Genomic DNA, 14,503 nt, shown 5'->3' with positions numbered 1-14,503 from the left:
GGCCTGCGTTGTGCCTGGCGGGTATGAACCGGTAAGCTTTGCGTGGTGAAGGTCCGCGTCGCTTCCGCCGGCACCGGCAAGACGGCCAGCCTGGTCCTGCGCTACCTGGAGCTCATCGCCTCGGGCACCCCCCTGCGCCGCATTGCGGGCGCCACCTTCACCCGCAAGGCTGCGGGCGAGCTCAGGCTGCGGGTGGAGGAGGCCCTGGAGGTGGTGCTCCGCCAGGGGGCTTACCTGGACTTCAGGGCGCCGGAAGGCAGTCTGGCGGCCTTTGAGGAGGCGCGGCGGGAGCTTTCCGGGGCCCCCATCTTCACCATCCACGGCCTCATGGACCACTGCTTGCGGCTCGCGGCCCCCCTGCTCGGCCTGGACCCCGACTTCACCGTGCTGGAGGAGTGGGAGGCCAGGGCCATGTTCGAGGAGGAGTGGCGCACCCTGGTCTACCTGGCAAAAGACCCTGTCCACCCCCTGCACCCCCTGGTCTCGGAGGAGCTGGCCGAGCCTCTGCTGTACCTTTTTTCCAGGCGTTCCCTGGGCCAGGCCTTCCTGCCGGCGGAGGGGGAGGCCAACCGGGTTCTTCAGCAGGTGTACCAGGCGGTCTACAGCGCCTACCGAGCCCGCCTGGGGGCCGGCCTGCTCCCACCGGCCGAGCTGGAGCGCAAGGCCCTGGAACTCACCCGCCATCCCCAGGCCCTGTCGAGGGTCCTGGAGCGGTTGGAGGTGCTTCTGGTGGACGAGTACCAGGACGTAAACCCCCTGCAGGGGGCTTTCTTCGAGGCGCTGGAGCGGGCTGGGCTTGTGGTCGAGGCGGTGGGCGACCCCAAGCAGTCCATCTACGCCTTCCGTGACGCCGACGTGGAGGAGTTTCGCCGGGCTCTGCGGGAGGGGGAGCGGATGGCCCCTCTGAACCGGACCTACCGGCACAGCCAGCTTTTGGTGCGTTTTCTGAACCGCCTGACCCAGCACCTGGCCGAGAGGGGGCAGGGGTTCAGCCCTGAGGAGGCCCCTCCGGTGGAGGGGGTGCGGGAAGAGCAAGGGCGGCTCGAGATTCACTGGGTCGAGGGGGCCCCCAGCCTGGACGAAGCCCGGGTCTACGAGGCCTGGGTCCTGGCCGGGCGGCTGAAGGAGCTCTCCGCCCGGGTGGGCTACAGCCAGATGGCCGTGCTGGTGCGGTCCTACGCCAGCGTGCCCTACCTCGAGGCCGCCTTTCAAAAAGCCCAGATCCCCTACGTGCTGCTGCAAGGGCGGGGCTACTACGAGCGCCTGGAGGTCCGCGACCTCTACCACGCGCTCAGGCTGGCCCTGAATCCGGAAGGACTGGTCTCCCTGGCGGCCTTTTTGCGCAGCCCCTTCGGCCAGGTGGGCCTGAGGCCGCTGGCCCTGGCCGAGGTAGAGGAGCTGCTCAGGGCGCGGGAGCCCTTAGCAGGGCTTCAGCGCTATCCCGAGCTGTACGAGCGGCTCCAGCGTATCCGGGAGCTTTTGCGGCAGCACGCCCCCTTGGAGGCCCTCAAGCGCCTGGTGCGGGACCCCCTTATAGGGGGCAGGGCCTACCAGGACTTCCTCACGCCCCGCGCGCGGGAGAATGTGGACGCCCTGCTGTTTTATTTCGCCCCCAGGCCGCCCCAGAGCCTGGAGGGCCTGCTGGAGCGCCTGGAGCAGCTTTCCCACCAGGCCGAGGCCGGCGATGTGCCCCAGTCGGGGGAAGGGGTGCAGATCCTCACCGTGCACCGGGCCAAGGGGCTGGAGTGGCCGCTGGTGGCGGTCTTCGACCTGGGGCGGGGCCTCGACAAAAGGAGCGACCCCCTGTACCTGAAAAGACGGGAGGCCGAGGACGGACCCGTCCAGGAGCTGGCTTTGCGAGGCACCCCCTGCTTCGAGGCCTTCAGGGAAGAGGCCCGGGCCCTGGCCGAGGAGGAAAGCTACCGGCTCTTTTACGTGGCGGTCTCCCGGGCCCGCGACGTGCTGCTGCTCACGGGAAGCGTGGGCAAGCGGGGGCCGGAGGGCTGGGCAGGGGTGCTGGCCGAGATGGGCCTGGGGCCCAACGCCAAACCCTATGACCGGCCCGATTTCATGCTGAAAACCTGGCCCTACCGGAGGCTTGGCTTTGAGCAGCCCCCCCCTCCGCCCGAGCCTCCCCCGCCCTCCCCCTGGACCGCGCAGCGGTTCGAGCCAGAGCCCTTTCCGCCGCTCTTTTCCCCCTCGGCCTACAAGCGCCTCGAGGCCGAGCCCCTGCCCCTGCCCGACCCCGAGGAGGGCGAGGAGCGGCCGGGCCGGGCGCGGGCTGTGGGAACGCTGGTGCACTACGCCATCGCCCAGCACTGGCATCCCGATAACCCCCTGGAGATGGCCAGCCTCGAGGCCCAGGAGGTGATGTTCCCCTTCGGCCCCGAGGAGCGGGAGGGCATCATGGCCGAGGTCCGGGCGCTTTTGCAGAGCTATCACCAGCTCCTCGGCGAGAAGCTGCCCTGGCCCCGCGAGGAGGACCACGCCGAGCTGGGGGTGGCCCTGCCCCTGGGTTCTACGGTCTGGCAGGGGGTCATCGACCGGCTGTACCGGGTGGGGGAGACCTGGTACCTGGAGGACTACAAGACCGACCAGGAGAAAAACCCCGAGCAGTACCACTTCCAGCTTGGGATCTACCTACAGGCGGTGCGGCAGGGCTGGGGGATAGAGCCCCTGGTGCGGCTCGTCTACCTGCGCTTGGGCGAGGTGGTGCCGCTGGACAAGGCCAGCCTGGAAATGGCCGTAGCCTCGGTGCAAGAGTGTAAGCTATAGCCGGGGTCCTTATGGTTTTCCCTGAGTGGTTTGCAGCCTTCAAACAGGTAGAGCTTTGGCCTGGCCTGCGGATGGCGGTTCTTTCGGGCTACAAGGGCCAGGTGGGGTTTGCCCAGGTGGCCGAGGAGACCTTTGTGCCCGAGCACGCCCACGAGGGGCAGTGGGGGGTGGTGCTGGAGGGCGAGGTGGAGTTCACCATTGGGGGAGAAAAGCGGGTCTTTCGCAAGGGGGACTACTACCACATTCCCGCCGGGGTGCTCCACAGCGCCCGGCTGGCTGCTGGCACTGCTTTCATCGACGTTTGGGAGAACGAGCGTTTTCCTCTGTAGCAGCCATGTACCAAAGCATCCGAGTAGAAAGCCGGGGCCGGGTGGGGCTGGTGCAGCTCAACCGGCCCCAGCAGCTCAACGCCCTGAGCAGCGCCATGCTGGGCGAGCTGGCCCGGGCGGTACGGGCCTTTGATGAGGACGAGGCCATTGGCGCCATAGTGATTGCCGGCAACGAGCGGGCCTTTGCGGCTGGGGCGGATATCCTGGAGTTCCAGCAGACCAGCCTCCCTGAGCTTCTCAAGGGGGAGCGCGCCTCGGCCTACGAGGTTTTGCGCAGGGCCCGCAAGCCCCTGGTGGCCGCGGTCTCGGGGTACGCCTACGGAGGGGGGTGCGAGCTGGCCATGCTCTGCGACGTCATCGTGGCCTCCGAGACGGCCCGCTTTGCCCAGCCGGAGATTAACCTGGGCCTCATTCCCGGCGGCGGGGGAACCCAGCGCCTGACCCGACAAGTGGGAAAATACCTGGCTTTGGAGGTAATCCTGGCCGGTCGGGTGCTCACGGCCTGGGAGGCTTTGCGGCATGGTTTGGTGAACCGGGTGGTGCCGGTGGAGCTCTACCTAGAGGAGGCCTTGGAGCTGGCCCAGGCCATGGCCGAGCGGGCGCCGCTTGCTGCGCGGCTGGCCAAGGAGGCGGTGGGGCAGGCGCTCGAGGTGGGCCTCGAGGAGGGCCTGGCCTTCGAGCGGGCCCAGTTCCTCCTGGCCTTCGGCAGCGAGGACAAGGCCGAGGGAACCCGGGCTTTTGTGGAGAAACGGAAGCCGGTTTGGAAAGGACGCTAGTATGGTGCTTTTGCGCGAGCTGCAGGACGGCATTCTGACCCTTACCCTGAACCGGCCCGAGGCCATCAACGCCCTCACCACCGAGCTGCTGCGGGAGCTGGCCAGAGCCTTTGCCAAGGAGGCGACGGCCCCGGAGGTGCGGGTGGTGGTGCTGCGCGGGGCAGGCCGGGGGTTCTGCTCGGGGCAGGACCTGCGCGAGTTCGAGGGGCAGCGCATCTCCTACAAAGGCCATCTGCGCAACTACCAGGGGGTGGTGGAGGGCATCGCCAGCCTGGAGAAGCCGGTGGTGGCAGCCATCCACGGGGCAGCGGCGGGGGCAGGGCTCTCGCTGGCCCTGGCCTGCGATCTGCGGGTGGCCGCCTCGGACGCCTTCTTCACCACCGGCTTTAGCCGGATAGGCCTGATTCCCGATGCGGGTATGAACTACTACCTGCCCCGGCTGGTGGGCTATGCCCGGGCCTTTGAGCTGGCGGCCCTCTCGCCCCGGCTGGGGGCCGAGGAGGCCAGGGCCTTGGGCCTGGTCAACCGGGTGGTGCCGGCGGAGTCCTTCGCAGAAGAGGTGGCCCGGCTGGCCCAGGAGCTGGCCCAGGGCCCCACCAAGACCTATGGCCTCATCAAGCGGGCCCTGCGCCGGAGCGCCAGCGCCACCCTGGAGGAGATGCTGGAGTACGAGGCTTTGCTCCAGGAGGTGGCGGGGCGCACCGAGGACCACCAGGAGGGGGTCCAGGCCTTCTACGAAAAGCGCCCCCCGCGCTTTCAGGGCCGCTAGGCTGTGGTGCGCTACCTCAAGGGTACGGTGCTGAAAAAAGGCCCCAGCAGCGTGGTGCTGCTGGTGGGGGGGGTGGGGCTCGAGGTGGGTTGTCCAGCCCCCGCCCTGGCCGGGTTGGCCGAGGGCCAGGAGGCGGCTTTTTACACCCGGCTGGTGGTGCGCGAGGATGAGCTGGCCCTGTACGGCTTCCCGGACGAGCAAAGCCTGGAGCTTTTCGAGCTTTTGCTCTCGGTCTCGGGGGTGGGCCCCCGGGTGGCGTTGAGCCTGCTCTCGGCCCAGAGCCCGGCCTTGCTGGCCCGGGCCCTGGCCGAGGGCGACCTGCGCCTCCTTACAGCCGCCCCGGGGGTGGGTCGGAAGCTCGCCGAGCGGATGGCCCTGGAGCTCAAGGGAAGGATCCCGCCCCATCTGCTCGGCGAAGGCAAGGGACTGGTGCGCACCCCCCAGGCCGAGGAGGCCGAGCTGGCCCTTTTGACGCTGGGTTTCCGGGAGGGCCAGGTGCGCAGCGTGGTGGCGGAGCTGGCCCGGAAGAACCCCGGGGCCAGCACCCAGGAGCTCATCAAGCTGGCCCTAAAGGCCCTGCGCTAGCCAGGGCAAAAGCTCCAGCAGGCTTTTTACCTCGAGGTCGGCCCGGTAGCGGGGGTCCCGGGGCTTGAAGCCCCGCTTCACCCAGACCGAGCGCATCCCGGCCTGTATCGCTCCGGCCACATCCCGCTCGGGGTTGTCCCCCACCATCACGCACTCGGCCGGCTCCACCCCCAGCCCCTGACAGGCCCACTCGAAGATGCCCCGCTCGGGCTTGCCCATGTCCAGCTCCCCCGAGACCGCCACCACCTCGAAGTACTGCTCCAGCAGGGCGCCCTCCAGCTTCTCCCGCTGCAGATCCGGCACCCCATTGGTCACCAAGCCCAGCCTGTAGCCCCGAAGGGCCTTCAGCAGTGCGTCCACCTCGGGATAGCGGGGAAATAGCCGGCGTGCCCCCAGGTAGCGGCAGGCCAGGGCCTCGCACAGCGCCTCATCGTGGATGCCCTGGTCCGCCAGGGCCTCCTGCCACACCGCCACCCGGAAGCCGGGGGCCCAGTCGTGGAGGGTTTTGAGGGCGGGGTGGGTCTGCACCGTGTAGCGGGCCCAGAGCCCCTCTCCCGCGCTGTGGCCGATGCGCTGGGTGTAGGCGTAGACCGGGGAGGTCTGCCAGAGCCGGAGAGCGGCCTCTTCGGCGGCCTGCACCAGCCGGTCGGTGTCCAGGCTGTACCAGGAGCTTGCGTATAGGGCACAGCTTCGCAGAGCGTGGTGCGAGACGGGGTGGTCGAGGATCAGGGTCTCGTCCAGGTCGAAGAGGATGGCCCGTACCACCGCCCCATCATACGCCTATGGGGCCTCCAGCAGGATGCGGGCCCCCAGCCGCGCGGCTTCCCGCACCTCCTGGGTGTGCTTGAGCCCCTCCACCAGGGCCCAGAGGTAGCTCTCCTCCATCAGGGCCATCTCCACGGCCATAATCTTCTCGAAGGACTCGATGGCCAAAAAGACCTCGCTGCCGCGCAGGGCCTGCCGCAGGTGCTCGAGGGTCAGCTCCTGCACAATGCCTGCCGCAGGAAGCACATGCTCGGGCCGCACCCCCACGTGGGCATGCACCAGGCCGATGCGAAAGCGCCGCTTGGCGTAGGCGGTGTCGTAGTTTCCGGAGAAGATGTCGCGGTACCAGGCGGCGAAGGTGCGGTAAAGCCGCTCTACCCGGCCCGGGGTGCCCCAGAGGATCTGGTGCATCTCGGGGTCGCGCCCCAGGTAGTCGTAGAAGGCCAGGGCGACCTCGGGCGCCAGGGGGGACATGAGGGGCTCGAGCCGCCGCAGCATGGCCACATGCGGCTCGCGCAGACCCGTGCGGGCCAGGAGCTTTTCTAGCAGGGCCTCAACCTCCACGCCGGCCCATTCTACCCCTACTCGGTGCTCACCTCCTGGGCCACCTGCTGGTTCACCGGCACCACCATGCGGAAGTGGGCCGCGGGGTCGGCCAGGAGGCGGAGCAGCCGCTCGGCCTTCTCCTCCCGCTCGGCCGCGCGCAGGGCGTCCAGGTAAGCGCTCATCAGCTCGCGCACGTCGGCCACACCCCGCTCGTCCAGCTTCTGGATGACCACCCGGGCCCCCTTGGCCAGCCGCCGCTGCATGGCCTCCTCGGTGAGGCCCATCTCCGGCCAGTAGCGCAGGTAGACCCGGCCACCGGTCATGCCCGAGCAGATCCAGGGCCCGGGGTCGCCCAGCACCACCGCCCGCCCCCGGGTCATGTACTCAAAGGCGAAGCCCTTGGCTTGGGCCCGCGCGGCGATGTTGCCCAGCTCGTCCTGCACCGGGCGGTCGGGCTCACCCCCCAGCACCACATCGGCCCCGGAAAGCCGGATGCAGAAGCGGCTGTCGGCCTGCCCCTCCACAATCAGCAGGCCGCCGATGGCCCCGTAGGCGAAGGACTTGCCCACCGAGCCGTCCACGTACTGGCCGTAGGGGTTGCGCCCTTTGAGGATGGCCACCCGTCCGCCAAAGGCGTTCTTGGCGATGCCGTCCTGCGCGCCCCCTTCCACCACGATGTCCAGCCCTTCTACGTTGAAGGCGGCGATCCCGTTGCCGGCCACGCTTCCGGCGTCGAAGCGGAGCTCCACCCGGGCGTCCCAGCCCTTGCCGTAGAGTCGGCGGCGGGCGATCTCCCCGGCCAGATGGGTGCCCAGCGCACGGTCAGTGGAGCCCACGGGGCCCTCCTGGAACACCAGCTCGCGCTCGCCGGCGGCATAGGCTGCGGTGACCACCTCGGTGATGGAGCGGGTGAGCTGGTTGAGGGGTTTGCGCAGGATGTGGGCGGCGCGCTCGCGCAGCCAGTCGGGGGCGGCCACGGGCTCGAAGAAGTAGCTCAGGTCCAGGTCCTCGGTGTGCCCCTCTTGCACCAGGAGGTCGCTCCGCCCCACCAGCTCGCGCAGGCTCTGGGCCCCCAGAGCGGCCACCAGCCTCCTCAGCTCCTCTCCCTTGGCCTTGAAAAAGGTCACGAGCTGCTCGGTGGCCCGCTCCAGCTCCTGCGGCACGAAGCGCTTGAGGCCGTGGGCCTGGGCCTGCTCTACCGTCTCAATCTGGGTGGCAATGCCCACGTGGCAGGTGTCGGTCTGGCACTGGCGGCAGATGGTGCAGCCGATGGCCACCATGGCCATGGTGGCCATGCCCACCCGGTCGGCCCCCAGAAGCACCATGCGCAGCACATCGTAGGCCGTCTTGAGCCCTCCGTCGGCCCAGAGCTCCACCTTGTCGCGCAGGCCAGCCCGCACCAGGGCCCGGTGGGCCCGGCGCACCCCGATTTCCACCGGAAGACCGGCGTACTTCAGCGCATGCCAGCGGGCCGCCCCGGTGCCCCCTTCGAAGCCGGAGAGGGCGATCACGTCGGCCCCGGCTTTGGCGATGCCCACCGCGATGGTGCCGATGCCGGGGATTACCGGCACCTTGACCGAGACCTTGGCCGCGGGGTTGACGGTCTTGAGCTCCTCGATGAGCTGGGCCAGGTCCTCGATGGAGTAGAGGTCGTGGTTGTTGGAGGGGGAGATCAGGTCTACCCCGGGCACCGCGTTGCGAGCCGCGGCCACCTTGGCGGTGACCTTCTTGCCGGGTAGGTGCCCCCCTTCCCCTGGCTTGGCCCCCTGCCCGATCTTGATCTCGATGAAGCTGGCCGAGTTGAGCATGTAGGCGTGGGCTCCAAAGCGACCCGAGGCCACTTGCTGGCCCCGCCAGTGGGTGTACTTGCCCAGCATGTCGGGAATTTCCCCGCCCTCGCCGTTAATGCAGACCATGTTGAGCTTCTTGGCTGCCTCTACGTAGGCCCGGAAGCTGGCCTCGCCCTGGGAGCCAAAGCTCATGGCGGTGATTACGAAGGGCAGAGAGTGGCCGCCCACGGAGAGGTCCACCTCTTCCGGGCTCACCGGGGATTTCTCGGCCAGGCGGATGCCCAGGAGCTGCCGGGCGGCCACCGGCGATTCCTGCTCGAGCCCCCGCACCTTCTCCTGGAAGTGGGCGTAGGGGGATTGGCCGGTGGCCACCTCCAGCGCAGCCTTGAAGATGCGGGAGTTGAAGCGGAAGTCCTTGGCTGGGGGCACCTTTTCGGCGTTGAGCAGGTTCAAACGCTCCAAGGCGGTGCGCTCGAGCTCCAATAGGCCATACCCGGCCTTGTCCGAGCCCAGGAAGTTGCGCACCCCCAGGGCCTGGGCCAGCTCCGGTTTGAGCCCGATGGCGCTGAAGATGCGCCCGTAGCCGCGCACCTCGTGGATGCCCATGGTGGATATCACCTTCTCCAGGCCCTTTTTGAGGCCCTCGAGCAGGTTTTGCAGCCCCAGGATGCCCTTGGCTGCCTGGGCCTTCTGCTGCATCAGCCAGGGGGCTACCGCGTCGGCCCCCAGGCCCAGGCAGACCGCCACGTCGTGCAGGTTGCGCACCCCTCCGGAGTGGACCAGGATGGAGGTGCGACGGCGCAGCGAGATGCCCTCTTCGTCGCGGGCCTCTTCCAGCGCCTGTCCAACAGCCGCCAGGGCCAGGTAGATGTCGAGCCAGACCCCTCCCTCAAACGCGCCCCGGTCCGAAAGCACCAGAAGCTCAGCCCCGGCCCGCACGGCCTCCACCGCAGCTTCCTTCAAGCGCTTGAGCCCGGCGGCAATTCCCTCCTCCACCGAGAACTGCGACAGAAGCACTGCGTGGCGGAAGCGGCGCAAAGCCTCCTCGTAGGTCAGGGTGCCCTGGCCCTGGGCGATCGCGGCCACGGCCGGGCTGGTCTCCTCCAGCAGGAGGGGCACCACCAGCTCCTCCACGTGCCCCGCCCCCCGCCCATCCGGCATGGGCCGCCGGCCCAGGATGGTACGGGTGGAGAAGTGCTCTATCTCGCGCTCCCGGTCGATGGCCGGGTTGGTCACCACGGCCACGGTCTCCTTGAGAAACTCCGAGAGGTTGGGTTTTTCGGGGTTCAGGGCTGCCAGGGGCCCGTCGTAGCCCAGCGAGCCGATGGGCTCGTTGCCCGACTCGGCCAGGGCCTCCAGGTAGCTTCCATCCCAGCGGTCGAAGCCGTAGGCCCGCTCGAGCCCGAGCGAGGGGGGGGCAGGCTTTTCCTCCACCTGGGTCTCGGCCCCTCCGGCCAGGGGGGGTGGGGCGGCGTAGCGGGGACCAGCCAGGTGGACCCGATAGCCCTCCAGGTTCTGGGTCTTGGTCAGGATGCGCTCCAGCACCTGCCGCTGATGGCGGTCAAAGGGATACAGCCGGGCCCCTTCCGGCGTGAGCCGCAGGTACATCTTCTCTCCTGGGGCAAAGGGGCGCGGTTCGGCCACGAACTCCTCCACCGTGAAAACCCCCCGCTCGGAGCTGAAGACGTACTCGCTTTCGGTTTCCACGAACCACAGCGGTCTGAGCCCCATGGCATCGGTACCGAAGACCGCCTCGTCGCGGTGGCGGGTGACCAAAGCAGCAGGTCCCTGGGCTAAGGGCCCGAAGCGCTGGCGCAGGTTCATGTAGAGGTCCTGCAGAGCGGGGGAGTAGTTCTTGATCTCGCCCAGGACCGGAGGGAAGACCAGATCTATGGCCTCCGGCAGCGAGAGGCCAAAGCGGTAGAGCAGCCCCTCCAGGATGCGGTTGAGGTCCTGCGAGTCGGAGCCCCCGGTAAGGGGGATGCCCAAAAACCGCCCCTCGCGCCGCAGGCGCTCGATGGTGTTGATCTCGCCGTTGTGACCCAGCAGCCCGAAGGGCTGCACCTGCTCGAAGGTGGAGAGGGTGTTGGTGGAGTAGCGGTTGTGGCCCAAGGTGAGGGTGGATTTGTACTCGGCGCGGGAGAGCTCGGGGTAGTAGCGCTTCAGGATTTCCGCCGAACCCCGCACCTTGTAGACCACGGTGGCGGTGGAGAGGGAGACCACGTGCACCGGGAAGCGTTCCTCCAAAAGGAGGCCCAGCTCCCAAAGAGGACCGTCGCCATCGGTGGAGAGACCGGCCACCTGGTAGAAGAGGGGCTCGGTGCGCCTGCCCACCGGCCCCAGCACGCTGCTGTTGGTCTCGCCCCGCCGCTCCAGGAGGAGCTTGATGCCTCGCTTGGAGCCCTCTACCCGGAAGAGGTCGAAGAGCTCCTGGACCCGCGCCCCCTCGCTTTTGGGGATGAAAAAGTGCCCCACGAAGAAGCGGGGGTTTTGGGCGAGGTTGCTGTCTAGGCCGGCCTCGTAGAGGTAGGCGGCCCATAGCTCACGCGGGAGGTCGGTTTGGATGCCAGTACCGTCGCCTTCCCCCCGGATGAGACCGGCCCGGTGCGCCATCTTGTAGAGGCTCTCCAAAGTGCGCTGCACGTTGGCGTGGCTCGGGCGAGCGCTCTTTTCGGCAATGGCGATGATGCCGCAGGCGTCGCGTCCTGTTGGTATACCAGGGTAGGCTTGGCTAAATCTCACTTGCGACCTCCGAGAAGCAACAGGTGTGTGGGGGGAAGAAATCTTCGCAAGGTTATGCGAAGATTTGGAGCAGTATACGCCCCTCCTGTTTTAGCGTCAATATGGAATGGCGGCAAGAAAACCCCGCTCAGGGTTATGTCAGGTGTCAAGCGGGGGCAAAGCCGTTTGTGAGCGCATTTTCTTGACATGGGCTGCTGCCCTCTCCTACAATGCAAAAGAAGCGTAACGCCGAGGAGGTTTTGTGGAAACGCTGCGCGTATCCGGCAAGTCACGTCCCAACTCCGTTGCAGGTGCCATCGCCGCTCTGCTGCGTTCCCAAAGCGAGGTCGAGGTGCAGGCCATCGGCCCCGAGGCGGTAAACCAGGCGGTCAAGGCCATCGCCATCGCTCGGGGCTACATCGCCCCCGACAACCTGGACTTGATTGTGAAGCCTGCTTTTGTGAAGCTCGAGCTGGAAAACGAGGAGCGCACCGCTCTTCGCTTCACCGTGCGGAGCCAGCCGCTGCAGCCCTAGCAGGGTATACTTTTTTGTCCGGATGCCCTAAAATCGAGCTGGGCCTAGCGGAAAAAGCTGGGGATTGTTTTTTTCGCTGGCCCGTGGTCTGAGGCTCAGAGCGCTCATCTAGCGTTTGCTACCCTGAGTGCATAGGAGGGAAGGATGACGACGATTACTTTCTTTCTAATGATTGCGGTCTTCGTGGCGACGCTGTTCATCCAGTTCTGGTTGCAGCGCACCTACGCCCGCTACAGCCGGGTGGCCAACAGCCGAGGGGCCACCGGGGAGCAGGTGGCCCGGGCCATTCTGGACGCTTATGGCCTGCACCACGTCAAGGTGGAGATGGTGCCGGGGGCCCTGACCGACCACTACGACCCCATCGCCAAGGCGGTTCGTCTGTCTGAGCCCAACTTCCACTCCCCCTCGGCGGCCGCGCTGGCGGTGGCGGCCCACGAGGTGGGCCATGCCATCCAGGATGCCAAGAGCTATGCCTGGCTGCGGGTGCGCCACAGCATCCTGCCCATCGCCAACATCGGCAGCATGTTCGGCCCTTGGATCTTCCTGGCGGGAATGCTACTGCAGGCCACCGGTCTCATGAGCATTGGCCTCTGGCTCTTTGCTGCGGCGGCTCTGTTCCAGCTCATCACCCTGCCTATTGAGTTCGACGCCTCCAACCGGGCCCTGAACATCCTCAAGAAGATGAACCTGCTGGACCGCAGCGAGATGGACGGGGCCCGCGCGGTGCTGACCGCGGCAGCCCTGACCTATGTGGCGGCGCTGGCCAACTCGGTGGCCACCCTGCTCCACTACGCCGCCATCATGATGTCCAACCGCGAGTAGCTCCAGAACCCGCCCGGCCCCCCTCGGGGGGGCCTTTTTTATGCTGTGGGGGCGGGCGGGGGCTCCACCCGCCACTTGGGGCCCTCGCGGGTGTCCTCCACCACCACCCCAAGCTCCCCCAGCCGAGCGCGGATCCGGTCGGCCAGGGCAAAGTTGCGGTTCTTACGGGCCTCCTCCCGCACCTCCAGCAGAAGCTCGACCAGCCCCTGCAGCAGGGCCCCTTCCAGCCGGGCTTCCAGCACCCGGGACGGGAAAAGCCCCAGCACCCCCTCGCCAAGTTCGGCGAAGGCCTGCTCGGCCCGCTGTAGGCTCTCCCGGCCTGGGCGCTCGAGCAGGGCCTTGTTGAGCTGGGTCACGAAGTTGAAGAAAGCGGCGAGGGCCTGGGGGGTGTTGAGGTCGTCGTTGAGGGCCTGGGTGAACTCCCGCTCCAGGTTGTCCAGGGCTTCTTCGAGGCCCTCATGCCGCCCGGGTGGGGCCGAGGGCAGTTGCCGGCGCACCTCGCGGTAGGCGTTCAGAAGGCGCAGGTAGCCGTTCTTGGCGGCCTCCAGCCCCGCGTCGGTGAAGTCCAGCACGCTGCGGTAGTGGCTGCTGAGCAGGTAGAGCCGGATGTACATGGGTTCGTAGCGGGCCCTGAGTTCGGCCAGGGTGACGAAGTGCCCGGTGCTCTTGGCCATCTTCTGCCCGTTCAGGAGCACGTGGTAGTGGTGCAGCCAGTAGCGGGCAAAGGCGTGGCCGGCGGCCTCGGCCTGGGCGATTTCGGCCTCGTGGTGGGGGAACTGCAGGTCCACGCCGCCCGCGTGGATATCGAAGCCGTCGCCCAGGTACTTGAGGCTCATGGCCGAGCACTCGATGTGCCAGCCCGGGAAGCCCATGCCCCAGGGCGAGTTCCAGCGCATGATGTGCCCAGGCTCGGCCCGCTTCCACAGGGCGAAGTCGCGCGGGTCTTCCTTTTCCTCCCGCACCTCTACCCGGGCCCCGGCCTCCTGTTCCTCGATGTCGCGGTTAGAGAGCTTGCCGAAGCTGGGCCAGCTGCGCACCCGGAAGTAGACCGAGCCGTTGGCCACGTAGGCGTGGCCCCGCTCCAGCAGGGCCAGGGTGAGCTCAATCTGCTCGGGGATGTGGCCGCTGGCCCGGGGGGCGATGTCCGGGCGCAGGACGTTCAGAGCCTGCATCTCGTCGAAGTAGCTCCACATGTACTTCTCGGCTATCTCCATGGGCTCCAGCCGCTCGAGCCGCGCCCGGCGAGCGATTTTGTCCTCGCCCTGGTCGGCGTCGTCGGTGAGGTGGCCCACGTCGGTGATATTGGAGACGAAGCGCACCTTGTAGCCGAGCCGGCGCAGCCAGCGCCTTAGCACGTCGTAGACGATGGGCCCCCGGGCGTGGCCCAGGTGGGGCTCGGCGTAGACCGTGGGGCCGCAGACGTAGATGCCCACGTGGCCCGGGGTGGTCGGCACGAAGACCTCTTTGCGGCGGGTCAGGGTGTTGTACAGGTGAAGCGGCATAGGAGTGCTCCGGGCTGCATAGTTATGCAGAGGCCGTGCGGGTCCCTGGCGGCCCTCGAGCCCATGAGACGAGTATACGCGCGCCAGGGCCTAAGCCGCCAAGCAGCGCGCCTTGAGCCCGGCCAGGAGGCCCTCCACGTTTTCCTGCATGAGCTTGTGCACCAGTTTTTGCAGCAGCCCCCCGAAGATGGGCAGGTTGAGCTGGTACTCGAGCCACAGCACCGCCCGGGTGCCCTCGCCCTCGGGCAGGAAGCTCCAGGTGCCGCGGTAGAGGTCGAAGTCCCCCTCGGTGCTCTCGAACTCGTTGCGCAGTTCGGCGTCGAACCAGCGCTCCTCCTCAATCCAGCGCACCTTTTTGCCCATGGCCACCGCCACAAAGCGGGTGCGGGAGGTGGTGCCTTGGTCCTCGATCACCTCCAGGGTCTCCACGTCCTTCAGGTAGGGCTTGAGCCCAGCCAGGTCGCGGGCGGCCCGGTAGACCTCGGCAGGGGGTTTGGGGATGAAAAGCTCGGCGCGAACCTCCGGCATGGGCCCAGTTTACCAGGGGACCAAGCTGCCCTGACGCGTGGGCTGTTAGACTTGGGGTGG

Annotated in this window: 12 protein-coding genes; 7 read left to right on the top strand and 5 right to left on the bottom strand. The window is 67.7% G+C overall.

Features of this window, described 5'->3' with window-relative positions:
• The first annotated feature begins 45 nt into the window (after nucleotides 1-45).
• From DV704_RS06525 to ruvA, 5 genes are read left to right on the top strand one after another with little or no spacing between them, the layout of a single operon-like run.
• On the top strand, nucleotides 46-2,775 hold the full coding sequence (locus DV704_RS06525) for an exodeoxyribonuclease V subunit beta (RefSeq protein WP_114798776.1): 2,730 nt from the start codon (nucleotides 46-48) through the stop codon (nucleotides 2,773-2,775).
• Between the two features lie 11 nt (nucleotides 2,776-2,786).
• Nucleotides 2,787-3,104: a cupin domain-containing protein gene (locus DV704_RS06520; RefSeq protein ID WP_114798775.1), complete on the top strand. Its 318-nt coding sequence runs from the start codon at nucleotides 2,787-2,789 to the stop codon at nucleotides 3,102-3,104.
• Between the two features lie 5 nt (nucleotides 3,105-3,109).
• Entirely contained in the window at nucleotides 3,110-3,880 is a 771-nt protein-coding gene (locus tag DV704_RS06515; protein WP_114798774.1) for an enoyl-CoA hydratase-related protein, read from the top strand.
• Between the two features lie 4 nt (nucleotides 3,881-3,884).
• Entirely contained in the window at nucleotides 3,885-4,649 is a 765-nt protein-coding gene (locus tag DV704_RS06510) for an enoyl-CoA hydratase-related protein (protein ID WP_369911034.1), read from the top strand.
• A gap of 3 nt (nucleotides 4,650-4,652) precedes the next feature.
• The gene (gene ruvA / locus DV704_RS06505; RefSeq protein WP_114798772.1) at nucleotides 4,653-5,234 is read left to right on the top strand and encodes a Holliday junction branch migration protein RuvA; all 582 of its coding nucleotides are present in this window, start codon (nucleotides 4,653-4,655) and stop codon (nucleotides 5,232-5,234) included.
• Here ruvA and DV704_RS06500 read toward each other — a convergent pair.
• Genes DV704_RS06500 through DV704_RS06490 form a run of 3 tightly spaced genes read right to left on the bottom strand, consistent with a single transcriptional unit; the run spans nucleotide 5,217 to nucleotide 11,077 of the window.
• Nucleotides 5,217-5,999, bottom strand: a complete 783-nt coding sequence (locus DV704_RS06500; RefSeq protein WP_114798771.1) for an HAD family hydrolase — start codon at nucleotides 5,997-5,999, stop codon at nucleotides 5,217-5,219. The two genes, ruvA and DV704_RS06500, sit on opposite strands and share 18 nt — an antisense overlap.
• 15 nt (nucleotides 6,000-6,014) lie before the next feature.
• A complete protein-coding gene (locus tag DV704_RS06495; protein WP_114798770.1) occupies nucleotides 6,015-6,563 on the bottom strand; it encodes a protoglobin domain-containing protein in 549 nt (182 codons plus the stop codon).
• 17 nt (nucleotides 6,564-6,580) lie between these two features.
• Nucleotides 6,581-11,077 carry a glutamate synthase-related protein gene (locus DV704_RS06490; RefSeq protein ID WP_114798769.1) on the bottom strand — a complete coding sequence of 1,499 codons (4,497 nt, stop codon included), beginning with the start codon at nucleotides 11,075-11,077 and terminating at the stop codon, nucleotides 6,581-6,583.
• 241 nt (nucleotides 11,078-11,318) lie between these two features.
• On the opposite strand from DV704_RS06490, the gene DV704_RS06485 reads away from it, so the two are divergent.
• Nucleotides 11,319-11,591: a stage V sporulation protein S gene (locus tag DV704_RS06485; RefSeq protein ID WP_114798768.1), complete on the top strand. Its 273-nt coding sequence runs from the start codon at nucleotides 11,319-11,321 to the stop codon at nucleotides 11,589-11,591.
• 144 nt (nucleotides 11,592-11,735) lie between these two features.
• Complete coding sequence (locus tag DV704_RS06480) at nucleotides 11,736-12,413, top strand: zinc metallopeptidase (protein WP_199489949.1); 678 nt, start codon at nucleotides 11,736-11,738, stop codon at nucleotides 12,411-12,413.
• Nucleotides 12,414-12,451: 38 nt separating this feature from the next.
• Here DV704_RS06480 and cysS read toward each other — a convergent pair whose 3' ends face one another.
• The gene (gene cysS / locus DV704_RS06475) at nucleotides 12,452-13,915 is read right to left on the bottom strand and encodes a cysteine--tRNA ligase (RefSeq protein WP_114798766.1); all 1,464 of its coding nucleotides are present in this window, start codon (nucleotides 13,913-13,915) and stop codon (nucleotides 12,452-12,454) included.
• A 90-nt stretch (nucleotides 13,916-14,005) separates the two neighbouring features.
• Complete coding sequence (locus DV704_RS06470) at nucleotides 14,006-14,443, bottom strand: type II toxin-antitoxin system RatA family toxin (RefSeq protein WP_114798765.1); 438 nt, start codon at nucleotides 14,441-14,443, stop codon at nucleotides 14,006-14,008.
• Nucleotides 14,444-14,503: the final 60 nt, after the last annotated feature.

It is taken from the genome of Meiothermus sp. QL-1, from assembly GCF_003351145.1.
Classification (GTDB): Bacteria; Deinococcota; Deinococci; order Deinococcales; family Thermaceae; genus Meiothermus.
The sequence above is the reverse complement of the archived record's forward strand: the minus strand, read 5'-3'. Positions and strand labels throughout refer to the sequence as shown.

Coding starts and splice junctions, on each gene's coding strand:
- cysS (WP_114798766.1), bottom strand. CDS start 13,915: ATGCCGCTTCACCTGTACAACACCCTGACCCGCCGCAAAGAGGTCTTC.
- DV704_RS06470 (WP_114798765.1), bottom strand. CDS start 14,443: ATGCCGGAGGTTCGCGCCGAGCTTTTCATCCCCAAACCCCCTGCCGAG.
- DV704_RS06520 (WP_114798775.1), top strand. CDS start 2,787: ATGGTTTTCCCTGAGTGGTTTGCAGCCTTCAAACAGGTAGAGCTTTGG.
- DV704_RS06480 (WP_199489949.1), top strand. CDS start 11,736: ATGACGACGATTACTTTCTTTCTAATGATTGCGGTCTTCGTGGCGACG.
- DV704_RS06515 (WP_114798774.1), top strand. CDS start 3,110: ATGTACCAAAGCATCCGAGTAGAAAGCCGGGGCCGGGTGGGGCTGGTG.